Here is a 23,692-nt window from a genome sequence, read left to right as displayed (position 1 = left end):
ATAATGGACAGATAAAAGAAAAAATCTGCAAATGGAGAGGATGCTGTTTTGGAAACGGAGAAGAAACAGACCGTGCACACGAACGTTAAATGGAAAATTTTAGCTGCCACCGCTGTTTTCCTTACTTTGATCCTGGCGTTTCCTGGCTATTGTCAGGAGAAAAAACGGATCATCCGGGTGGGAGTATTCTCCATGGAAGGCTATCATATGACGGATGCAGATGGAGTGCGCAGCGGTTACGGCTATGACTTTCTTCAGAAGCTGAGCCGTTATGGAAATGTAGTTTATGAATATAAAACTGCAAACGCTGAGAATGGCGGCGTCCTGAAAATGCTGAAAAACGGAGAAGTTGACCTTGTGACATCGGCGGTAAAACGCGGGCAATGGGAAGAGGATTTTGTGTTTTCAAATCAGCCTGTAGGTACCTGCGGCACCATGCTGACGATAAAGGCGGGAAATGAACAGATCATTCCTCAGGACTATTCTACCTATGACGGGATGAGGGTAGGAATGATCCGTCAAAACATCAGAAATGAAAATTTTAAAAAATTTGCCGAAATGAAGGGCTTTTCCTATGAAAGTGTTTATTATCCAGATGCAGCCGCTCTTTATGACGGACTTCAAAGCGGTGAGGTAGATGCAGCAGTTACTACCAGTTTGCGGGCAGTTAAGAATGAATGGATGCTGGATATTTTTTCCCGGGAACCATTTTATGTTATGGTACGCAAAGAAGATACAAAGCTTTTGCAGTGGGTGGATCAGGCCATCGCGGCTATGGATCAGGACGAACCGGGATGGAGAACGCTGCTTTCCAGTCAATATTATGAAGATCAGCTCCATGGATCGCTTCATCTGAGCCAGAATGAAAAGAAATATCTGGATCAGCTGGAAAAAAATGGAAGTGTTTTTACGGTGGCGGTAAATCCGGACCGCTTTCCCTATTCCTACTATGAAGACGGACAGATGAAGGGAATCCTTCCGGAACTTTTTGCGGATATTGCAGAGCGGGTGGGGATACGGTATCAGATTTTGATCTCCAGGACCAGAGAGGAATATAAAACTCTTTTAGATGGAAAAAGGCCGGATTTGTGCATTGACTGTCATGATAGCTTTTCACGGGCAGAGGATCTGGGCTACAAGCTGACGGATTCCTATGTAAGTGCAGGTATGTCCTGGCTTGAATTTAAGGATTCCAAGGGAGAAAAAGAGAAGATCGCTGTGATCGGAAATTCTGTTTTTCCTGAAAGCCTGCCTGAAACTCTGGGAAAGGACTGCCTGGTATACTGTGATTCCTTTGCAGAATGTTTAAAGGCGATGGAGACGGGAAGAGCAGATGCTTCCTATGCGTATACCTATCAGGTGGAAAAAACTGTGTTTGACGATATAAAGGATAAATATAAGACATCGTTTACATCGCATTATCAGTATTTTAATATTGGTATTTCCGAGGATCTTGACAGTATTCTGGTCCGGATCCTGAATAAGGGTATAAAGAGCATGGATTCTGATTTTGTAGATCAGGTTATCAGCAGGAACACCGATTACGGTACCCCGCCTTTTTCCATTGCCAGAGTGGCCTACCAGTATCCCGGACTTATGATCCTTTTATGCGTTATGATCGCAGCGATCATTGCGGGACTTGTATGGGTCTATGTACAGTATAAGTATCACAGCCGTTTGATGACAGCCCTGGAGGAGGCCAAAAGCGCCAGTAGGGCCAAGTCGGAATTCCTCTCTAATATGTCCCACGATATCCGTACGCCGATTAACGGGATTATGGGAATGCTGGAAATTGCCCGGCGCAGTATAGGGAATCCGGAGCGGATGGAGGATTGTCTGAATAAAATCCAGGGAGCTGCGGGTCATCTGATGGCTCTGATCAACGATGTGCTTGATATGGCAAAGCTGGAAAGCGGAAAAGCAGAAAGCAGCATGGAATCTTTTGAGCTGCAGGAGATCCTGGATGACTGTATTTCCATTACAGAGGGACAGCTTACAGGCAGGAGGATAGAATTTATAAAAGAGACGGATTGCGCCAGAGGGGAGCGGGCAGTGGGAAATCCTCTTCATCTGCGCCGGATCCTTTTAAATCTTTTAAGCAATGCAGTTAAGTATACAGAAGACGGCGGAAGGATTCGCTTTTGCGTTCATAAAGAGGCAGAAGATGAAAACAGCATGCTTTTTGTATTTACAGTGGAAGACACCGGGATCGGCATGAGTCCGGAATATATAGATCATTTATTTGAGGCGTTTACCCAGGAGCATCGACAGGCCAGAACTACCTATCGGGGTACCGGCCTGGGAATGGCAATTACCAAAAAACTGGTCGATCAGCTGGGAGGAGTAATTGAGGCAGAAAGCCATCAGGGAGAAGGAAGTTGCTTTACCGTCAGGCTTTCCTTTGAAAAGGGAGAAGCTTCAGATGTGCATGAGGAAAGGAAAATGACATCTTGCCGGGCTGTTCTGAATGGTCTTAAGATCCTGGTGGCTGACGATAATGAATTGAACCGGGAAATTGCCGTATGCCTTTTGGAAGAAGAAGGTGCGCATGTGACGGCTGCAGAGAATGGAAAACAGGCTGCAGAGGTGTTTGAAAATCATCCGCCAGGCTGCTTTGACGCCATTCTTATGGACATTATGATGCCGGAAATGGATGGGCTGGAGGCTGCAAAAAGGATCCGCTCCTGTAAAGGACGGCCGGATGGAGAGACGGTTCCCATTATCGCCATGACAGCCAATGTGTTCGCAGAGGATATCGCAAAAACGCATGGTGCAGGAATGGATGCCCATCTTATAAAACCCATCGACTTGGATCAGGTATGCAGGGCACTGCACAAGTTGGTTAGAAAAGAGAAGAAGGATGAAGAGTACGGAAATAAGAACAAAACAGAGAATTCTGATCGTAGATGATTCGGAAATGAACCGGGCGATCCTTGCGGATATGCTGGGAGAGGGATACGAAATTTTAGAAGCGGAAAATGGTCTTGAGGCGGTAGCGTATTTAAAAAAGCTTACTACCAATATTGACCTGCTCCTGTTGGATATCATGATGCCTCTGATGAACGGATTTGAGGTTCTGGCTGTGATGAATAAATATCATATGATTTCCGACATTCCTGTGATTATGATTTCTGCAGAAAGCGCTTCCTCTTATGTGGAGCGTGCGTATGAAATGGGAGTTACAGACTATATCAGCCGCCCCTTTAATGCGCTTGTGGTTCAAAAGAGGGTGGAAAATACGCTCATGCTTTATGCTAAACAGAAGCGTCTGGTCCACATGGTGGCAGACCAGATTTATGAGAAGGAAAAGAATAACGATATGATGATCAATATTCTGAGCCATATGGTGGAATTCAGAAATGGAGAAAGCGGACTTCATATTCTTCATATCCATACAATGACAGAAATCCTGCTGCGTCAGTTATGCTCCAAAACAGACCGCTACGGCCTGACAAGAGAGGATATTGAGCGTATCAGCACAGCCTCAGCGCTGCATGACGTGGGAAAAATCAGTGTGCCTGATTCAATTTTAAATAAGCCGGGCCGTCTTACAGATGAAGAATTTCAGATCATGAAAAGCCATTCTGTGATAGGAGCCCAGATGCTTTCCCAGCTTCCTGTTTATAAGGATGAGCCCTTTATCCAGACTGCCTATGAAATCTGCCGATGGCATCATGAGCGCTATGACGGAAAAGGGTATCCGGACGGTTTAAAGGGAGACGAGATCCCGATTTCAGCTCAGATCGTATCTTTGGCGGATGTGTATGACGCCCTTACCAGCGAGCGTTGCTATAAAAAGGCATTTTCCCATCAAAAAGCCATGGAAATGATTTTAAACGGAGAGTGCGGCGCCATAAATCCCTTGCTTCTGGAGTGTCTTGAGGAAGTGCAGGAGCTAATCCGCGAAGAACTGCAGGTTTATTCTCCAGGCACCAGGCATAACCGGCAGATCTATGAGACAGTGGAGCGCAAACTGTATAATAAAGAACTTCGGATGGTGGGATACAATGTAGGCCAGATAGAGATCCAGGAGGAGAAAAAACAGTTTTTTCTTTCAAAAATCCCCATAGTCAGCTTTGAGTACAGCGCAGTGACAGGTATTACAGAGATGTCCGGTTATGCGGCAGAGGTTTTTGGAATGGAACCGAATGTGCTGGATATAAGAGATGAATCCTGGATAAATTCGGCAGGTACAGAGGCTGGGAAAATTGTAAAAATGGTTCGCGAAACAACGCCGGAGGATTCTGAGCGGGAGGATGAAATAGAACTCCTGTTTAATAATGTACTCCATAAGTGCCGTGTGACGGTACGCACTCTGTGGTCGAAAGATCAGAAACCTCAGTATCTGGGTGCGGTAGGAGTGGCTGTAAAAATATGAAAAGGCGTAATAGAGGTGGTATTTATGACAATAAAAGAATGCTATGAACAAATAGGAGCCGATTATGAGGATGTGCGTTCCAGACTGCGCAGCGATCTGTTGATCCGTAAGTTCTTTTTAAAATTTCCCGATGATAAGAGCTTTGGACAGTTAAAGGAGGCGTTAAAATCCGAGGATCGTGAGGGAGCCTTTCGAGGGGCCCACACCTTAAAGGGGGTGGCGCAGAATCTGGGATTTGTTCCGCTTTATGAGGCGGCGGACCGTCTTACAGAGGATCTGCGTCCTGAGGGAAAAGGAGCGGCTTTGGAAGAAGTAAACGATGCTTTTGCGGTGGTAAATGAGGCGTATGAGAAAATTATAAAGACGGCAGAGCAGTTTATAAAAGAAGAATAGAAGAATTAAAAGGAGGACGGAAAAATGAAACTGGTCATCATAGAACCTTTGGGTGTAGAAAAGGAACGGCTGCTTTCCATGGCAGAGGAGGCCCTAAAAGGAAGGGCAGAGATTATTTATTATGATACAAGAGTAACGGATACGCAGGAGCTGATCCGAAGGGGGCAGGATGCGGATGTGATCGTGGTGTCGAATCTGCCTTTAAATGGAGAGGTGATCCGGGGCTGCAGAAATCTGAAGCTTTTATCCGTGGCATTTACAGGGGTCGACCACATTGACATGGAGGCCTGTAAAAAACAGGGGGTAACGGTGTGCAATTGCGCCGGCTATTCTACCTGTGCGGTGGCGGATCTCGTCTTTGGCCTGCTTATCGGCCTGTACCGCAATCTGATCTCCTGCGACAGCGTCTGCCGCAGGGAAGGGACGAAGGACGGCTTGGTGGGCTTTGAACTGGAGGGAAAGACTTTTGGCGTCATCGGAACAGGAGCGATCGGCCTGCGGGTGGCAGAGATCGCAAAGGCATTTGGCTGCCGGGTGCTGGCTTACAGCCGTACCGTAAAGGAACTTCCAGGTATAACCTATGTGGATATGGACAGACTCCTGGAGGAAAGTGATATCATCTCCCTCCATGTGCCATTAAATGACAAAACACGAGGCATGATCGGGGCCAAAGAGCTTGGAAAGATGAAAAAAACAGCCGTACTGATCAATACGGCCAGAGGGCCGATCGTAGATTCGAAAGCTCTTGCAGAGGCATTAAAGGAGGGGCGTCTTGCCGGAGCCGGTGTGGATGTATTTGAACAGGAACCTCCGGTGCCGTCGGATCATCCGCTGTTTTCGGCGCCCAATACGATCGTGACGCCTCATGCTGCCTTTGCTACGAAGGAAGCCATGGTAAAGCGGGCTGTGACTGTATTTGAAAATGTGGATTTCTATTTAAAGGGTACACCACGGAATGTGATGTGAGAAAGGGCCATATAATGAGGAAACAGATCCGCAGACATATTTATTTTTCCGGACGGGTTCAGGAGGTGGGATTCCGCTTTACCGCCTGCCTTCTGGCCCGCCGCCTGGGCCTTACCGGCTGGGTGAAAAACCTGTGGGACGGCCGGGTTGAAATGGAGGTTCAGGGAACAGAGGATGAGATCCGCCGTCTGATCCAGGGGCTGCAGGAAGGACCTTATATACGAATTGAGGGGATGGAAGCAGAGAATCTTCCTTTAAAGGAGAAAGAAAGGGAATTTCGTGAGACCTGGTAAAAAATGGATATTGTATGAAGGGAGAGAAGGATGGTAAAATGGATTGCTGTCGGAAGAGAAATTTACCGGAAGTACAAGGAGGATGAGATGACCGTCTATGCGGCTCAGGTCTCTTTTTTTGTGCTCCTGTCCTTCGTACCCTTTATTATGCTGCTTCTTACTGCGGTCCAGATGATACCGGCCATTTCGCAGGCGGAATTTATGGAACTGGTCGTAGCGTTTACGCCGGAGGATTATAAATCTCTGGCGTTTCGCATGGTAAATGATCTTTCCTTAAAGTCTCCGGCTACGATGGTTTCCCTTACAGCGGTGACGGCGTTATGGTCGGCCGGAAGGGGGATGTTCAGCATGGCAAGAGGGCTGGACCGCGTATGGGGAAAGGAGGAGAAATACTGGTACATTATCAGCCGGCTGATCTGCTGCGGCTACACCATTGTTTTTGTGGCTGTGTGCATCCTTTCTCTGATCCTTCTGGTGTTTGGCCAGCTTCTTCGGGGGTTTTTGAACACACATTTTCCCTTTGTGGGAGCCGTGATCGGCCGGCTGATCGATTTCAGATCCCTGTGGTTTTTTCTGGTTCTGTTTTTCTTTTTCTGGGGGATTTATACCTTTGTGCCGGAAAAGCGCTTAAAGGCGGCAAAGCAGATTCCGGGAGCGCTCTTTTCCGCTTTGGTATGGATGGTTTTTTCTCTGGGCTTTTCCATTTACTTTAACCGGATCGGAGGACGGGGATATTCGTATATGTACGGCAGCCTTGCAGCCATTGTGATCCTCCTTTTGTGGCTGTATTTCTGTATGTGCATTCTTTTTATGGGGGCAGAGCTGAACTGGTTTTTTGTGCGGCTGTGCAGTGGAGAATGGAAAAAATTCGATAGAAACAAGGAGAAACGGCAATGAAACGATTGCTCAGTTATATGAAGGCGTACAGGACAGAAAGCATCCTGGGGCCTCTTTTTAAGATGCTTGAGGCCAGCTTTGAGCTGTTTGTGCCTCTGGTGGTGGCAAGTATGATCGACGTTGGAATAGGGGGGAGGGATACGGGCTATGTGTCTCTTATGGGAGGCCTTCTGGTGCTCCTTGGAATGATCGGCCTGGCCTGCTCCCTCACCGCGCAGTATTTTGCAGCCAAGGCAGCCACCGGAGCAGCTACGGCTCTGCGCAATGATCTGTTTACGCATATTTCAGGCCTGTCTTATAAAGAAATCGACCAGGTGGGAGCATCTGCCCTGATTACCCGCATGACCAGCGATATCAATCAGGTACAGAACGGCATCAATATGACTCTGCGCCTGCTTCTGCGGTCTCCGTTTGTAGTGTTTGGAGCCATGGTAATGGCCTTTATGGTAGACCGGAAGGCGGCCATGGTTTTTGCAGTGACGATCCCTCTTTTATGTATCGTAGTATTTGGGATCATGCTCATCAGTATGCCCCTGTATCAGGCGGTACAAAAAAAGCTGGACCGGGTACTGATGACTACGAGAGAAAATCTCATGGGAATCCGGGTGATCCGTGCCTTTAACCGGCAGGAAAGTGAAAAGAAAACGTTTGAGAAGGAAAATGGCAGCCTGGTGCAGATGCAGGTATTTGTGGGAAAAATTTCTGCTCTTTTAAATCCCGTTACCTATGTGATCGTCAATCTGGCTGCTGTGGCTGTGATCTGGGTGGGGGCAGAACGCACCGATGCAGGCATCATTACTCAGGGACAGGTCATTGCGCTTGTAAACTATATGTCTCAGATCCTCACAGAACTGGTTAAAATGGCCAATCTTATTATCCTGATCTCAAAGGCAGTGGCCTGCATGAAGCGGGTGGACGGAGTATTTGAGCTGGAAAGCAGCCTAAGGGACGGCTCCGATTTGAAGCCTGCCGGGGCAGAAAAACAAAGCGGTCCAATGGTGGAATTTAAGCGCGTAAGCTTCTCCTATGGGGAGACTCAGTCGGAAGTCCTTACAGATCTTTCATTCTGCGCCATGAAGGGGCAGACGGTGGGAGTCATAGGAGGCACCGGTTCCGGCAAATCTACGCTTGTAAATCTGATCCCCCGGTTTTATGATGTGGGAAAGGGAATGGTTCTTGTAGACGGCCGTGATGTGAAGGATTATTCTATGAAAGAGCTCCGTTCCATCATCGGAGTGGTGCCTCAGAAGGCGGTGCTTTTTAAGGGGAGCCTTAAAGACAATATGCGCTGGGGAAAGGCGGATGCCTCGGATGAGGAAATCTGGGAGGCATTAGAAATTGCCCAGGCAAAGGAAGTGGCAGAGAAAAAGGGACAGGGATTGGAGTTTATGATCGATCAGGGAGGCCGAAATCTGTCCGGAGGCCAGAAGCAGCGTCTGACCATTGCCAGGGCTCTGGTGCGCAGGCCGCGGATCCTGATCCTGGATGACAGCGCATCAGCCCTTGATTTTGCCACAGATGCCAGGCTGAGAAGAGCGATCCGGGAAAAAACGGGGGATATGACGGTATTTATCGTATCCCAGAGGGTATCAGCTATCCAAAGTGCAGACTGTATTCTGGTACTGGATGACGGGCATCTGGCCGGTATGGGAACCCATAAAGAGCTTCTTTCTTCCTGTGAGGTTTATCGGGAAATCTGTCTGTCGCAGCTTTCAAACGAGGAGGTGGAACGGGATGAGCAGTAAGGGAAAATTAGATAAAACAAAAAGCATACAGACCCTAAAAAGGATCCTGCTCTATATAAAAGATTACCGTGCGGCAGTGCTTTTGTCCCTTTTTCTGGCAGTGACAACGGTGGCTTCAACTCTCTATATCCCGATCCTTACGGGACAGGCTGTGGATCAGATCGTGGGAAGAGGACAGGTGGACTTTCAGCAGCTGATCCAGATACTGAAACGGATTTTGATCGTTATGGCAGTGACAGCAGTAAGCCAGTGGCTGATGAACCACATCAACAATACCATTACCTACCGTGTTTCCATGGATATACGTACCCGGGCATTCGATCATCTGGAGGTTCTTCCTTTAAGTTACGTTGATTCTCATCCGGCGGGAGATATGATCAGCCGTATTATTACAGATATTGACCAGTTTTCAGAAGGCCTGCTGTTAGGCTTTACCCAGTTATTTACTGGTGCTTTAACGATTTTGGGAACTCTTTTATTTATGCTGTCGATCCAGCCATTTATTACTGCTGCGGTGGTGGTGTTGACGCCAGTATCCTTTTTTGTAGCCAGCTTTATTGCAAAAAAGACTTTTGTGATGTTTAAGCAGCAGTCTGAGGCCAGAGGTGAACTCACAACACTCACAGATGAGATGCTGGGAAATATGAAGGTCGTTCAGGCCTTTGGATATGAGAAGGAGGCTGAAAAACGTTTTCAGGAGATTAACAGCCGGTTGGCCGGATGCAGCCTTAAGGCCACCTTCTTTTCTTCCATTACCAATCCGGCCACCCGTTTTGTTAACAGCATGGTCTATGCGGCGGTTGGGATTACCGGAGCCTGGGGAGTGATCCGTGGGCTTTTAACCATCGGGCAGCTGACCAGCTTTTTAAGCTATGCCAATCAGTATACAAAGCCATTTAATGAAATTTCCGGAGTAGTGACAGAGCTGCAGAATGCGTTGGCCTCTGCTGCCAGAGTTTTTGAACTTATGGATGAACCAGCCATCCCGGAGGATAGACCGGAAGCTGTTGTTTTAAAGGATGTGGATGGAAATGTAGCTTTGGAGCATGTGAGCTTTTCCTATCAGCCGGAGCGTCCTTTGATCGAGGATCTGAACCTGAGCGTCAAACCGGGGCAGAGAGTGGCGATCGTTGGGCCGACGGGCTGCGGAAAGACTACCGTGATCAATCTTCTTATGCGTTTTTATGACGTAAAATCAGGAAGCGTACGGGTAGAAGGAAGAGATATCCGGGATATAACGAGACAGAGTTTAAGAGCCAGCTATGGCATGGTTCTTCAGGAAACCTGGCTGAAGGCCGGAACCATCCGGGAAAATATCGCTTACGGAAGGCCGGAAGCTTCAGAGGAAGAGATCATCCGTGCAGCAAAAGAGGCACACGCCCACAGCTTTATCATGCGTATGCCTCAGGGATATGATACGGTCATAAATGAAGATGGAGGGAATCTGTCTCAGGGACAGAAACAGCTTTTATGCATTGCCAGAGTGATGCTCTGCCTACCGTCTATGCTGATCCTGGATGAGGCCACCTCATCCATTGATACCCGCACAGAAATCCGGGTACAGAAGGCATTTTCACGGATGATGGAGGGAAGAACCAGTTTTATTGTGGCCCACCGTCTTTCTACCATCCGGGAAGCGGATGTGATCCTGGTCATGCGTGATGGCCGTATTGTGGAAAAGGGCCGTCACAAAGAGCTGCTGCGTAAAAACGGCTATTATGCAGAAATCTATAATAGCCAGTTTGCCCCTTCCACGGGGGAATGACCGTTTACTCTTTACATGGAGCGAAGAAGGTCCGGTAGCTCGCTAAGAGCTTTGATCGTATGATCGGGGCGGATTTCTCCGGAAGATTCTTTTAAGTCCTTATTAAACCATATGGTGCGGATCCCTGCACGGATTCCGCCTAAGATATCAGAGGTTAGGCTGTCACCGACCATGACAGCCTCCTCTTTTTTAAAATCAGGGATTGTTGCAAAGCAGCGTTCAAAAAATGAGGTTTCCGGCTTGTTGCAGCCCAGTTCCTCGGAGATGAAGATCTGTTCAAAAAACGGTTCGATCTCTGCACTTTTGAGTCTGCTTTTCTGCACAGATGCTGTGCCGTTTGTTGCCAGATAGAGATGAAAGGAGCCATAAAGCGCCTGAAGCATTTCCACAGCCCCGTCCATAAAGTAATGTCCCTGTCCTAAAAGGCCTTCATAAATACGGGCGGCTTCCTCAGGGGACGCATCCGTTTTAAGCTCGTCAAAGAGAAGCCGGTAGCGGCGCACCTTTACCTGTTCCCTTGTAAGCTTTCCCTGCTCCAAAAGCTTCCACTGTGCCAGATTGAGCTGGCTGTAGCGGCGGATCACCTCTGGAGAATGTGGGACAGACAGGGCGGAAAGGGTCTTTTCCAATGCTATAGCCTCGGCTTTATTAAAATCCAGAATGGTATTATCTACATCAAGAAAAATATGAGTGATCATTTTTACCTCCAAGTATGTATCATTGATGTTACTTTAACACAGTTTTAACGCTTCGTAAATAAAACTTTTAGCTGACAAATTCCTCCTTTTTCAGTATAATGTACCTTATACCATCAAAAAGGAGGAATTTTTTATTATGGAATCCGATCCGCAATCGGCCAGTATCATCACACAGCTTCTGATCCTTCTGGTGCTGACTCTTGTCAATGCATTCTTTTCAGGCTCTGAGATGGCTGTGGTCTCTGTCAACAAAAACAAAATCCACCGTCTGGCGGAGCAGGGCAATAAAAACGCTGCTCTGATCGAACGTCTGATGGAGGACTCTACGGTCTTTCTTTCTACGATCCAGGTCGCGATCACTCTGGCAGGCTTCTTTTCCAGTGCGTCTGCGGCTACCGGTATTGCTCAGGTACTGGCAGTAAAAATGAGCCAGTGGAATGTGCCCTACAGCCAGACGGCAGCAGGAGTGCTTGTTACCATTCTTTTGGCCTATTTTAATCTGGTTTTCGGTGAGCTTGTGCCAAAGAGGATTGCTCTTCAGAAGGCAGAGGGCTTTAGCCTGTTCTGCGTAGGCCCGGTATATTTCATTTCCAGGCTCATGAATCCCTTTATCCATCTGCTCACCTTTTCCACCAGCGGTATTTTAAAGCTTATGGGGATGCACAGTGAAACTCTGGAGACAGACGTATCAGAGGAAGAGATCAAATCCCTTCTGGAAACAGGAAGTGAGACAGGGGTATTTAATGAAATTGAAAAGGAAATGATCACATCCATTTTTTCTTTTGATGACAAGAAGGCCAGAGAGGTCATGGTGCCCAGACAGGAGATGGTGGCGATTGATATTGAAGAACCGTTGGAATCCTATCTGGATGAAATTTTACAGTCTATGCATTCCAAGATTCCGGTTTATGAGGGAGATATGGATAATATCATCGGCATCCTGTCCACCAAGCTTTTAGTGATTCAGGCGAGAGAACGCTCCTTTGAAACACTGGATATCCGCTCCATCCTGCTGCCGCCGTATTTTGTGCCGGAAAATCTCCGCACAGACGCCCTGTTTGAACAGATGCAGGCCAGAAAGGAAAAGATGGCTATTCTGGTGGATGAGTATGGTGGGGTTTCCGGTATGGTGACCCTGGAAGATCTGATCGAGGAGATTGTGGGAGATATCCATGAAAAATATGAGGAGGAAGAGCCGGAAATACAGGAGTTAGAGCCTCACCGGGTTTATCGGATCGCAGGCAGTATTTCTCTTTTTGACCTGAAGGAAAAACTCCATCTTCATATGGACAGCACCTGCGATACGCTTTCCGGCTATCTGATGGAGCTGTTAGGCCATATTCCTGAAGAGGGAGAGCTTCCGCTGACCGCTCAGACGGAGGAGGCGTATTTTGAGATCGAATCTGTGGAGGACAGAGTGATCGATAAGGTAAAGCTTACTTTAAGAGATCTGCCGGATGCGATTGAAGAGGAAGAAATATTGCAGAAAATTAGCAGACAAATGTAAAATAATCAGTTATAATAAGAGCGATGTGCGAAACGGCACAAAAATACCGCAGATGTGTATGGAGAAAAAGAGGGTTTTCTATACACGCGCAAAAGGAGGAGAAACGATGAGTTTTCTTTTGGAGGGAATCCTGGCAGTCACCTGGCAGCAGCTGGTCATGTATGTGGTGGGTATTGTGCTCATATGGCTGGCGGTCAAAAAGGAATATGAGCCTTCGCTGCTGCTGCCGTTAGGATTTGGTGCAATTTTGGTGAATCTTCCCTATTCCGGTGTGATCGACCAGATGGTTCAGGGAAAGGTTCCGGCAGCGGGTATCATCCAGTGGCTTTTTGAGACCGGAATTGAAGCATCAGAGGCTATGCCGATCCTGCTGTTTATCGGTATCGGAGCTATGATTGACTTTGGCCCCCTGCTCAGTCAGCCTGTGCTGTTTCTGTTCGGTGCGGCCGCACAGTTTGGTATCTTTGCTGCAATCCTGATCGCCTGTCTGCTGGGCTTTGATCTTAAAGACGCTGCATCCATCGGCATCATTGGAGCTGCGGACGGCCCTACCTCGATCCTTGTATCTCAGGTGCTTGGTTCTAACTATATGGGACCGATTGCAGTGGCAGCCTATTCCTATATGGCTCTGGTTCCTATTATCCAGCCTTTTGCGATCAGGCTCGTAACTACTCACAAAGAACGCTGTATCCATATGGAGTACAATCCCAAGAGTGTCAATAAAACACTGCGGATCGCATTTCCGATTGCAGTTACGATTATTGTAGGCTTTATTTCGCCTCAGTCTGTCGCTTTGGTCGGCTTTCTGATGTTCGGCAATCTGCTGCGTGAATGTGGTGTGCTTAACAGCTTAAGCCAGACAGCGCAGAATGAACTGGCAAATATCATTACCCTTCTTCTGGGCATTACCATTTCCTTCAGTATGAAGGCAGAGCAGTTTGTAAATCCTGCAACACTGATGATCATGGCCTTAGGCCTGGTTGCTTTTGTGTTTGATACCATAGGCGGCGTGCTTTTCGCAAAGCTGGTTAATGTATTCCTTAAAATGGCAGGCAAAAAGCCTGTAAACCCAATGATCGGCGGCTGCGGCATTTCTGCGTTCCCCATGTCTTCCCGTGTCGTTCAAAGACTGGCGGCAGAAGAGGAGCCGGGAAATATCATTCTCATGCAGGCAGCCGGAACCAATGTATCCGGACAGGTGGCCTCTGTGATTGCAGGCGGCCTGGTGATCAGTATTGTGACACAGTATCTGTAAGGAGGAAGGTTTATGAATAACATGGCAATTGCCCTGGAAATCATGGCAAAGGGAATGGGTGGAATTTTTGTTGCTATTTTTGTGATCATGCTGGCAGTGATCGTTTTGGGAAAGATTACTGGTGGCAAGAAGGACGAATAGAAACTGCTTTTAGAAAAATTAGTGTAAAAAGGCGCCGCTGTAGAGAATGCGGCGCCTTTTTTAGTTTTTAGAGCAGATTGCCGTACGTTTACTGGATCACTGCCCGCATGGTTTTTCCGCACATTCCGTTTACATTAAATTCCAGATAAACAGAGCCGTTTTCAGTACGGATCGTGATACCGTCATCTGCTTCGATCAGTTTGCCGGATATGGGAAGCTCCTGAAGCTTCAGGCAGATCGTTCCTGTATTGAGCATGGTGGGGTCGGACAGGGCGATGGTAAAGGCTCCGTTGTTTTCCTGAACCATCACAGATGCCTGGCTGTCGCAGCTGATCCGGTCTGTCTGTCCGCCTGCTTCATCCCAGAAGTTTACAGCCAAAGTGTTGGTGGAATGATCGTTTACAGCCTGCAGCTTCTCAGAGTTTTCAAGTATTTCCACATCAGGAGACTGGCTGTAGGCTTTCGTTTCTTCGCTGGTCATATCCGGAAGGAGAACATAGCTGTAGGTATCATTTTCCAGTGCAGCGCCGTGGTCAAACCAGCATGTGAAATAGGAGCGCTCAGCGGTTTCCTCCTCTGTCTTTAGATCGCCTTTGATCTGGTGATAGCTTCCGGTTCTGGTACTGCCCATGATGTGAACATCCTGTTTTTCAGGGAAGTAGTAGCCAATATCAGAGCCGGTTTCGGTATTTCCTTTTAAATGAAGCCACTGGGGAGAAATGATCTGCTCCTCAGGCATGATCCATTCTCCTGCATCGGAGCTTATCTGATTGGAACCGCCGCTGTTTAATTTCCGGTTTTCCACAGTGGTGATTACCGGAGCGTCTGAACCGCTGTTTTGGATTCCCGCACCCAGACAGACAATCTCATCATCAAACATGAAGTAGGACTTTTCTGCACGGAAGCTGTCTGCATAGACAGTAGAAGAGGCATTGCTTTGATCCCCATTGGATACTGCAGTGCCGTTTACCTTCATTCCGCTGACTCCGGTCGTTCCGATCGAGGTGCCGCCCACCCAGTTTTCAGGAGAGAGAAAATCGCCGCCCTGATGGAATCCGCTGGAATCAGGCTCGCCGTTGTCGACTTCTTCTGCCACGATGGTTGTTCCCGGCAGTCTCAGGGGATCCACGGTATCCCAGAAGTGATCCGTATACTGCTGCTTATCATCATTATAGAGATAGGTCATTCCGAACCCGGTGAACCAGCCTTTCAGGTTCTCGTCGTTCATGATCTCGCAGTTGCTGATGCGGCTGGAATACATACTGATGCCGAACAGATAATCAGTGGTCCGGTGTATGGTGCGGTCCATGTAAGGATATACCTGGTGCATCGCTGCTTCGGCTGAGGAGGTATCGATGGTATCGTCTGCCATGATTTCTTTCAGGCTTGAAAATACGGAGATATCCTTTACTCCGGCCAGGAACTGCTCTTCACCGGACTGGCTTACCCATGTTTTTACAGCGCCGCGGATCTGTGCGGCAGTTTCCGGAGAAACGATATCAATGGTTTGGACGATCATTTCAATGATCTGCTGTCCGGCAGCCCGGTCAGTCAGATCGGGTCTGGAAATGGCTCTGCCACGGAGCATATCCAGCGCAGCGCCCTGATAGATAGAAGGAAGATAGCCCTTGACTACGTAGGATTCCAGCATTTTGGCGTTTTCCGGAGAAAGAGCCCAGGGGCTGTCTGCCAGCAGAGAGCTTAAGCGCACGGAGCCTTTCAGAAAATCAATGCCGTAGGAAGCCGTGTAGGGTACGGTACCGTGGTCAATGTAGGAGCCGTCTTCATAAAATCCATTTGCATAGACATAGTTTCCGTCTTTCAGTTCCGGTTTCTGAAAGCGTTCCAGGGTAGTGGCAGCTGCCTGCTTTGCAAGAGCCAGATATTCGCTGTCTTCACACACCAGGCCAAGGCCGACGGATGTGTAGGCGCAATCCATCAGGTTTGCGCTGGCGGCAGGCGCATAGCCGGAAGGAAGGGTACTGGCAGTACCTAAAACAGCCAGATGAAATGGATCGGGCATGAAGAATTCCACGCCTTTTACAAATTTGCGGCTTTGCTCTTTGGGAATATCATCATAAATATAGAGGACAGCCGGAAGGACGTTCTTTGGCATTCCGATTTCCCAGTTCCACCAGTTGTCGGTTTCGGAGCGGGGATAGTAGCAGTTATCGGTCAGCCAGTCCAAAATATTGACAATATCCGTTAAGAGGGCTTCATTTTTATAGTAGGAACTGGAAGGGGATGCGTAGGCTTTGGCCATAGCCTCTGCCTTCTGATAACTTTTGCGGAATTTTGCGGCGTCATTTTTGTAGTTTTCTTCATCGCCTCCTGCAAGATCCTCCGCCCAGGGAACGCCTGCGCAGCCGCTGCCTTTATAAAGGTAGCTGTTCCATGCATTGTCACAGGCCTGGTCTGTGGCCTGGATCATAGCAGCGGCAGCGGGAGCGGATATATCTATATTTCCTCCGGTCAGATGCTCTACATAGCGGGTACGGAGTGTCTGAAAATCCTCTTTGGATGTTTCGGGAAGCTGATCCTTTGAAAAAATCCGAACTTCCATAGGAAAGATCCGGCGATTGCCGTTTTTGTCCTCCGCTACTGCAAACAGATGATTGCCTTTTTCAAGAGCAGTAATGGTTCCGTCTGGTTCGATTTTTAAAAGATGTTCTGCAGAGGCATAACCGGCTGTGCGTTCCCCGTCCGTTTCTCCGTCGCTTAGCGGATACTTTTTCTGGCTGCCTCCTACGGTTTTCATGCCGTTTGTGACAGTCCAGCGGATTTCGCCCTTAAAATTGGCCGGGAGCGGCAGCCTGGTGGATTCTCCTTTTACAAGAACCACGGGCTCTGTCCAGGATTCTCCTTCTGCGGGTTCTGCGGTCGGAGCTGCGTTTATGTCCGCGGTAGAATCCGGAATGGTGTCTGTTTTTGTGCTGTTCATCTGGCAGCCGGCTGCGCTGACTGTCATGCAGGAAATCAGGGCAGCGATCAGTGCTTTTTTGTACATTGCATTTCCTCCTTTTTTATGAACGGTATTCATGAACGTTTGATGCGAGCAGAACAAGGTGTTCGCGGTATTGTGAGTTTACTTCAGTTTACCAATATATTTACCAAAGTTTACAAGACATATATACCATTATTTTACCAATAAATCAAGATAAACTGAAAAAAGTTTACAAAAAAATGGGAAAACAGACGAAATAATGATTGATCTGAGCAAAAAAGAAGCTTATAGCTGTTTCGGTGGGGATAGAAAGAAAAAAACCGCCTGCTACCAGATGGTATATCAGGCGGTGATGAAGGAGAATCATAAAACAAGATCGATCTCCCTCTGGCAAAATGATTAAATTATACATTAAAACGGAACAGAACCACATCTCCGTCCTTCATGACGTATTCCTTGCCTTCAGAACGCACAAGTCCCTTTTCTTTTGCGGCATTCATGCTTCCGCAGGCCATAAGATCGTCATAGTTTACAACCTCTGCCCGGATAAAGCCGCGTTCAAAATCGCTGTGGATTTTTCCGGCAGCCTGAGGTGCCTTGGTGCCTACTTTAATGGTCCATGCTCTGGACTCCTGAGGACCTGCAGTCAGATAGCTCATAAGTCCCAGAATACGGTAGCTGGCAGCGATGAGCTTCTCAAGTCCGGACTCTGTTAAGCCCAGATCATCAAGGAACATTTTCTTTTCATCTTCCTCAAGCTCTGCAATTTCCTGCTCGATTTCTGCACAGATCACAAATACCTCACAGTCATTTTCTGCTGCAAACTGGCGTACCTCAGATACATACCGGTTGGAAGCGCCGTCATCTGCCAGATCATCCTCGGAAACATTGGCAGCAAAGATAACAGGCTTCCAGGTCAGCAAATCCAGCGTGTTGATAAATGCGCGGTCATCCTCATCTTCGGGTTCAAAGCTGCGGGCCAGCTTTCCATCCTCCAGATGTGCTTTGATCGCCTTTAAAAGAGCGACCTCCTTTGCCAGCTCCTTATTGTTAAATGCGCCTTTGGACTGCTTTGCGATCCGGCGCTCCAGGATTTCGATATCAGAGAAGATCAGTTCCAGATTGATGGTTTCAATGTCGCGGACCGGATCTACGCTTCCGTCTACATGAATCACATTAGGGTCATCAAAGCAGCGCACCACATGGACGATCGCGTCTACCTCCCGGATATTGGAAAGAAACTGATTTCCCAGACCTTCACCTTTGGAAGCTCCCTTTACCAGACCTGCAATATCTACAAATTCAATCACTGCATGGGTGGTTTTTTCGGAGTTATACATGGCGGTCAGCTTGTCCAGCCTCTCATCGGGAACCGGTACAACGCCTACATTGGGATCGATGGTACAGAAGGGATAATTGGCAGACTCGGCGCCTGCCTTTGTGAGAGAATTAAAAAGTGTACTTTTTCCTACATTCGGAAGTCCGACGATACCTAATTTCATTTTTATCTTTACCTGTTCAGAAACCCTTGATTTATGCGGGTTTCTGCCTTTCTCTATATTTCTTTTATTGTATGTTAAAAAAGTCTGATGCAGATATAAAGTATATCACAGGGATTCCGTTTTTTCAATCACTGAAGTGGAAATACGGGGTGTTTCGCAGCAGTTCAGCCCTGCAAAAAAGATGTTTCTTTTTGGTTTATTTCTGGTAAACTATGTTTATAGGCACACGGGCTGTATTTTAGCCGGTGTAAAGCCCGTGGATCCGGCTGTTAACTGCATGATCCTGCCATATGATGTACACGATTTAAGGATACGTTTTGCAGCTTTGTTGTTTATTATGTTCGTTGACAGCCCATAAGGAAAGGAGGTTTTCCATTGTCCCGTCCACAGCAAGACCGCATGTATATAGCCATTGATTTAAAATCCTTTTACGCCTCCGTAGAGTGTGTGGAGCGGGGGCTGGATCCTTTAAAGACCAATCTGGTAGTTGCGGATATAAGCCGTACGGAAAAAACCATCTGTCTGGCAGTGTCCCCCTCCCTTAAGGCCCATGGCATTTCCGGCCGCGCAAGGCTTTTTGAGGTGGTTCAGAGGACAAAGGAGGTAAATGCCCTTCGCAGATTAAACGCACCGGGAAGGAAGCTTACAGGGGAGTCCTGGAAGGATGATGAATTAAAGGCAGACCCGTCTCTGGCTCTTTCTTACATCATTGCTCCGCCCAGAATGGCGGAATATATGAAATGGAGCGCCAGGATTTACAATATTTATCTGAAATACATTGCGCCGGAGGATATTCATGTCTATTCCATTGACGAGGTGTTTATGGATGTAACCCAGTATCTGGAAATTTATGGTATGACTCCCGCACAGCTGGCTGGAAAAATAATCAGGGATGTGCTGGCACAGACCGGGATAACAGCAGCAGGAGGGATTGCACCGAATCTTTACCTGTGTAAAGCTGCCTTGGACATTGTTGCAAAGCATGTGTCCCCGGATGAGGATGGGGTGCGGATCGCCCAGCTAAATGAGATGTCTTACCGCAGGCTCTTATGGGATCACCGGCCTTTGACGGATTTTTGGAGAGTTGGAAAGGGATACGCCCGAAAACTGGAAGAAAATGGAATCTATACCATGGGAGATGTGGCAAGATGTTCCCTGGGAAAGCAGGGAGAGGCCCACAGCGAGGAACTGTTGTACCGGCTGTTTGGGATCAATGCAGAGCTTTTGATCGATCACGCCTGGGGATGGGAACCCTGCACGATTCAGGATATCAAGTCCTATAAGCCTCAGACGAACAGCCTTTGTTCCGGTCAGGTGCTGCGCGGTCCGTCCTCCTGGGATCAGGCCAGACTGGTGGTGAAGGAAATGGCTGATCAGCTTGCGTTAGATTTGGTAGAAAAAGGGCTGGTTACGGATCAGATCGTGCTTACTGTGGGCTATGACAGGGAAAATCTGACCGATCCGTTGCGCAGAGGCGCCTATGGGGGAGAGATCACCTCCGACCGGTATGGCCGTCCTGTTCCAAAGCATGCACACGGTACCTGGAATCTGGATCAGCCCACCTCCTCAGCCAGAAAGCTCAGGGAAGCGGCGGCAGCTCTTTTTGACCGGATCGCGGATCCGGGGCTTCTGGTTCGCAGGCTTTATGTGACAGCCGGACGGGCCGTGCCGGAGGAAAATATAAAAAAAGAAGAGGTTTATGAACAGCTGGATCTGTTTACCGATTATATGGCGTTAGAGCAGCAGAGAAAGAAGGAAAATGAGGCGCTGGAACGGGAAAAGAAAATGCAACAGGCTATGGTGGATATTCGGAAAAAGTTTGGGAAAAACGCTATTTTAAAGGGAATGAATCTGGAGGAAGGCGCTACGGCCAGAGAACGAAACCGTCAGATCGGAGGTCATAAAGCATGATCGGGAAAAATAACAGGCTTTATACAGGCCCGGATGCAGAATGGGAGCGAAGGGTAAGAGAGAGCATGGAGGCAGGAAAAGAATGGGCTTTTAAAGTTCCGTCCCATGCGTATGATGATATCATTCATCTGCCTCACCATGTATCCTCTGTCCATCCTCCCATGTCTCTTCACGACCGGGCGGCTCAGTTTTCGCCCTTTGCTGCCCTGAGTGGCTTTGAAGGGGAAATAAGGGAAACAGAGAGGCTTACAGAGGGGAAAATAGAACTGGATGAGGAAGAAGCGGGCCGGCTGGACGAAAGGCTCAGACAGATCCGGCAGCATCTTTCCGTCTGCCCCCGTGTTTCTCTTACCTGGTTTTTGCCGGATGAGAGAAAGAACGGAGGCTCCTATGAAAGGGCTGCCGGAAGGGTAAAAAAGCTGGATCCGGTCCAGGGGCTTCTTGTCTTCACGGACGGAAGGAAGATCCCGCTGGAGCAAATTGTCTGGATTGAAGAAGAGACGGGGATATCTGATTTTTAAGAACAGTGTCCGTTGCAGCCGTACTGACATCCCGTAGGCGTTACGGCACAGCCGCCCATGGCAGTTTCCCGAAGTTCGCCGGGAAGTTTTTTGCCTACGGTATACATAGCTTCCAGCATTTCATCAAAGGGAATCAGCTGGGGGATTCCAGCCAAAGCCAGTTCTGCAGCGATCATGGCATTTGCTACACCGGAAGCATTTCTCATCTGGCAGGGATATTCAACCAGACCGCCTACCGGATCGCAGACCAGTCCCAGCATATTCATAAGAACTGTGCTTGCAGCATAGAGACACTGGCGAGGTGAGCCTCCCATAAGTTCTACGGCGGCAGAAGCAGCCATGGCAGAAGCAACGCCTACTTCGGCCTGACAGCCGCCTACTGCGCCTGCTACAGTGGCATTGCGCATGGCCAGATATCCGATTGCTCCGGCATTAAACAAAGCATCAACAGCCTGACTGTCAGAAAAATCATGTTCCTCTTTTAAAGAAAGAACTACTCCGGGGACAATACCTGAGGAGCCTGCAGTGGGGGCAGCTACGATCAGACCCATGGAGGCATTGACCTCCAGTACAGCCATGGCATAGGTAATTCCCCGGCTGACTGCTGTACCGCAGATGTTTTTTTCAGCTTTAAAAAGCTGATTCAGCTGTTTTGCTTCTCCTCCGATGAGGCCGCCGATGGATTTTCCGGGGGAGGAAATAGGGGAGAAGGCTGCCTCTTTCATAATATTCCATGCAGTTTCCATTCGTGTGTATATGGAAGATTCTGTTTTTTCTGTCTGGTCACTTTCGCGTAAAAGCATAGCTCTGGAAATGCTTATTTTTTCTTTTTCACAAAATTCCAACAATTCTTTTCCGTTCTTAAAATCAGTATTCATGATCTGGATTCTCCTTTTGTATATGAAACGTATTCGGAAAATGAGTTACAGATGAACCAGCATTACATTTCGCACAGAAGGATTCTGGCAGATTTTTTCGCTGACAGAATCCGGAAGCTCATCATCAGATTCTACGATAGAGTAAGCAGTCTGTCCTTTTTCTTCACGGAAGAGTTTCATAAAGGCAATATTGATGTTTTCTTCTGCCAGACAGCGTGTAATGTGGGCCACAACACCGGGAGTATCCTGATGGATTACAATAGCAGTGCTGTATTCACCGGTAAAGTCTACGTCTACCTGATTGATACGGCTGATGCGGATTTTTCCGCCGCCTAAAGATTCTCCCCGCACTGTAAGTGTCTGACCGTCTTCATTAACCATGGTAATATCTACAGTATTGGGATGATCTACCTCTTCTGTCTCGTTGATATGAAAATGGTATTCAAGTCCTTTTTCTTCAGCAATGGAGAAAGAGTCAGGGATACGTTTGTCATCAGTCGTAAATCCCATAATACCGCCCAGAAGAGCCCGGTCAGTTCCGTGACCACGGTAGGTTTTGGCAAAAGAGCCGTAGAGGGTAAAATCCACTTTTTTTAAAGGGCCGTTTATCATTTTCTGAGCCAAAAAGGCCAGGGAATCAGCACCTGCGGTATGGGAGCTGGAAGGCCCGATCATGTTGGGGCCTATTACATCAAAAACACTGATAAATGCCATAATGCAGTTCCTTTCTGTTTTCTGGTATTGCCATAGATCTGGAGTATAGTTTTATCCTTGACGTTACTATATATAAAGTATATCATGTAGAATAGGAAGAATCAAATTCATGGATTATATAGATTGATTGAAAAAAATTCATAACAGGATTGAAAAGGAGAGAATGAGGTGGAGATACGTCAGATACAGTCTTTTGTAACCATTACTCAGACAGGAAGCTTTTCCGGAGCAGCCCAGTTACTGGGATATTCCCAGTCAGCAATTACGGTTCAGATTCGTCTTCTGGAGGAAGAACTGGGAGTCAGGCTGTTTGACCGTATGGGTAAAAAGATAGGTCTGACTTCCCAGGGAAAGCGTTTTTTACTTTGCGCAGATGAGATACTAAAGCAGGTACAAATGGCAGGAGAGTTGAAAAATACAGGGGAAGAGCTTAAGGATCCTCTTCATATCGGTACCCTGACATCCATCTGCTTTTCAAAGTTTCCTCCGATTCTGCAGTATTTCAGAGAGCACCATCCCAGGGTTCCTATTCGTATTACCACTGCATCTCCGGGAGAACTGATTGACATGATGGAGCATAATCAGCTGGATCTGGTTTACCTGTTGGATCGTTCACGCTACAGTGATCGATGGGAAAAGGTGATGGAGGTACCGGAACCGGTGATGTTTGTGGCTTCTCCACGGTTTCATTTGGCCGGGCAGAAGGAGATTTATCTGGAGCAGCTTCTGAAAGAGCCTTTTCTTTTGACAGAGAGAAACGAAAACTACCGCAGGGAGCTGGATCAGTTTCTGGAATCCAGAGGAGTAACACTGACTCCGTTTTTGGAAATCAGCAGTACGGAATTTATTATACGTATGGTGTGTGAAAACAGAGGAATTACCTATCTGCCGTATTTTGCCGTGGAGAAGAATATAGAAGAAAAAAATCTTATGGTACTTAATGTGCCTGATTTTAAGCTTCAGATGTATCGTCAGATCTTTTATTATAAAAACAAATGGAAAACTCCGGAAATGGAGGAATTTATCCGTTTAGCCCGTGAACTGCGGTAGCGAAACTTTCGCTCCGCAGTTTTTTGTCTATAAAAATAGGTTTAAAAACAGGATAACAATTCATATATTTTTAAATCACAATGAAATAAAAATAAGCCTTCCATTAAAAAATCACAAATAATTTTCCAAAATCC

19 protein-coding genes are annotated in these 23,692 nt (G+C 47.5%); 14 read left to right on the top strand and 5 right to left on the bottom strand.

All coding sequences use genetic code 11. The features are described from left to right. Positions 1-48 precede the first annotated feature (48 nt). The 8 genes from BN3656_RS14320 to BN3656_RS14285 are packed head-to-tail and all read left to right on the top strand — an operon-like array spanning position 49 to position 10,437. Positions 49-2,910: a transporter substrate-binding domain-containing protein gene (locus BN3656_RS14320; protein ID WP_066549505.1), complete on the top strand. Its 2,862-nt coding sequence runs from the start codon at positions 49-51 to the stop codon at positions 2,908-2,910. Further along, entirely contained in the window at positions 2,861-4,378 is a 1,518-nt protein-coding gene (locus tag BN3656_RS14315) for an HD domain-containing phosphohydrolase (RefSeq protein WP_066549503.1), read from the top strand. Before BN3656_RS14320 ends, BN3656_RS14315 begins: the two co-directional genes overlap by 50 nt. 24 nt (positions 4,379-4,402) lie before the next feature. Next, positions 4,403-4,771, top strand: a complete 369-nt coding sequence (locus BN3656_RS14310) for an Hpt domain-containing protein (protein ID WP_066549501.1) — start codon at positions 4,403-4,405, stop codon at positions 4,769-4,771. A 24-nt stretch (positions 4,772-4,795) separates the two neighbouring features. Beyond that, positions 4,796-5,737: a 2-hydroxyacid dehydrogenase gene (locus BN3656_RS14305; RefSeq protein WP_066549500.1), complete on the top strand. Its 942-nt coding sequence runs from the start codon at positions 4,796-4,798 to the stop codon at positions 5,735-5,737. A gap of 14 nt (positions 5,738-5,751) precedes the next feature. Continuing rightward, the gene (locus BN3656_RS14300; RefSeq protein ID WP_066549499.1) at positions 5,752-6,030 is read left to right on the top strand and encodes an acylphosphatase; all 279 of its coding nucleotides are present in this window, start codon (positions 5,752-5,754) and stop codon (positions 6,028-6,030) included. 30 nt (positions 6,031-6,060) lie between these two features. Next, entirely contained in the window at positions 6,061-6,927 is an 867-nt protein-coding gene (locus BN3656_RS14295) for a YihY/virulence factor BrkB family protein (protein ID WP_066549498.1), read from the top strand. Then, on the top strand, positions 6,924-8,672 hold the full coding sequence (locus tag BN3656_RS14290; RefSeq protein WP_066549497.1) for an ABC transporter ATP-binding protein: 1,749 nt from the start codon (positions 6,924-6,926) through the stop codon (positions 8,670-8,672). Before BN3656_RS14295 ends, BN3656_RS14290 begins: the two co-directional genes overlap by 4 nt. Next, positions 8,662-10,437 carry an ABC transporter ATP-binding protein gene (locus BN3656_RS14285; RefSeq protein WP_066549495.1) on the top strand — a complete coding sequence of 592 codons (1,776 nt, stop codon included), beginning with the start codon at positions 8,662-8,664 and terminating at the stop codon, positions 10,435-10,437. Before BN3656_RS14290 ends, BN3656_RS14285 begins: the two co-directional genes overlap by 11 nt. 11 nt (positions 10,438-10,448) lie before the next feature. Here BN3656_RS14285 and BN3656_RS14280 read toward each other — a convergent pair whose 3' ends face one another. Next, entirely contained in the window at positions 10,449-11,135 is a 687-nt protein-coding gene (locus tag BN3656_RS14280) for a YjjG family noncanonical pyrimidine nucleotidase (RefSeq protein ID WP_066549487.1), read from the bottom strand. Positions 11,136-11,271: 136 nt separating this feature from the next. Between BN3656_RS14280 and BN3656_RS14275 the strand changes: the two genes are divergently transcribed. The 3 genes from BN3656_RS14275 (at position 11,272) to BN3656_RS17015 (ending at position 14,038) form a co-directional block, all read left to right on the top strand. Beyond that, entirely contained in the window at positions 11,272-12,642 is a 1,371-nt protein-coding gene (locus BN3656_RS14275) for a hemolysin family protein (protein WP_066549485.1), read from the top strand. 106 nt (positions 12,643-12,748) lie between these two features. Next, positions 12,749-13,897 (top strand): sodium ion-translocating decarboxylase subunit beta, encoded by a 1,149-nt coding sequence (locus BN3656_RS14270; RefSeq protein WP_066549483.1) that lies wholly within the window; start codon positions 12,749-12,751, stop codon positions 13,895-13,897. A gap of 12 nt (positions 13,898-13,909) precedes the next feature. Further along, positions 13,910-14,038 carry an OadG-related small transporter subunit gene (locus tag BN3656_RS17015; RefSeq protein ID WP_278284588.1) on the top strand — a complete coding sequence of 43 codons (129 nt, stop codon included), beginning with the start codon at positions 13,910-13,912 and terminating at the stop codon, positions 14,036-14,038. An 88-nt stretch (positions 14,039-14,126) separates the two neighbouring features. On the opposite strand, the gene BN3656_RS14265 is transcribed toward BN3656_RS17015, so the two are convergent. Both BN3656_RS14265 and ychF read right to left on the bottom strand, forming a co-directional pair. Continuing rightward, the gene (locus tag BN3656_RS14265; protein WP_066549481.1) at positions 14,127-17,045 is read right to left on the bottom strand and encodes a polysaccharide lyase 8 family protein; all 2,919 of its coding nucleotides are present in this window, start codon (positions 17,043-17,045) and stop codon (positions 14,127-14,129) included. A gap of 341 nt (positions 17,046-17,386) precedes the next feature. After that, positions 17,387-18,484 carry a redox-regulated ATPase YchF gene (ychF, locus tag BN3656_RS14260; protein WP_066549480.1) on the bottom strand — a complete coding sequence of 366 codons (1,098 nt, stop codon included), beginning with the start codon at positions 18,482-18,484 and terminating at the stop codon, positions 17,387-17,389. Positions 18,485-18,883: 399 nt separating this feature from the next. Here ychF and BN3656_RS14255 point away from each other — a divergent pair, with 399 nt between their 5' ends. Beyond that, complete coding sequence (locus tag BN3656_RS14255) at positions 18,884-20,395, top strand: DNA methylase (RefSeq protein ID WP_066549479.1); 1,512 nt, start codon at positions 18,884-18,886, stop codon at positions 20,393-20,395. After that, a complete protein-coding gene (locus BN3656_RS14250; RefSeq protein WP_242963015.1) occupies positions 20,392-20,916 on the top strand; it encodes a YolD-like family protein in 525 nt (174 codons plus the stop codon). Before BN3656_RS14255 ends, BN3656_RS14250 begins: the two co-directional genes overlap by 4 nt. Here BN3656_RS14250 and sdaAA read toward each other — a convergent pair. Both sdaAA and sdaAB read right to left on the bottom strand, forming a co-directional pair. Further along, positions 20,913-21,794, bottom strand: coding sequence for an L-serine ammonia-lyase, iron-sulfur-dependent, subunit alpha (sdaAA, locus tag BN3656_RS14245; protein ID WP_066549477.1), 882 nt, complete (start codon positions 21,792-21,794; stop codon positions 20,913-20,915). The two genes, BN3656_RS14250 and sdaAA, sit on opposite strands and share 4 nt — an antisense overlap. 45 nt (positions 21,795-21,839) lie before the next feature. Beyond that, on the bottom strand, positions 21,840-22,508 hold the full coding sequence (sdaAB, locus tag BN3656_RS14240) for an L-serine ammonia-lyase, iron-sulfur-dependent subunit beta (RefSeq protein ID WP_066549475.1): 669 nt from the start codon (positions 22,506-22,508) through the stop codon (positions 21,840-21,842). Between the two features lie 168 nt (positions 22,509-22,676). Here sdaAB and BN3656_RS14235 point away from each other — a divergent pair, with 168 nt between their 5' ends. Further along, complete coding sequence (locus BN3656_RS14235) at positions 22,677-23,558, top strand: LysR family transcriptional regulator (protein ID WP_066549468.1); 882 nt, start codon at positions 22,677-22,679, stop codon at positions 23,556-23,558. Positions 23,559-23,692 lie beyond the last annotated feature (134 nt).

Source organism: Clostridium sp. AT4 (assembly GCF_001517625.2).
Lineage (GTDB): Bacteria > Bacillota > Clostridia > Lachnospirales > Lachnospiraceae > Enterocloster.
The sequence above is the reverse complement of the archived record's forward strand: the minus strand, read 5'-3'. Positions and strand labels throughout refer to the sequence as shown.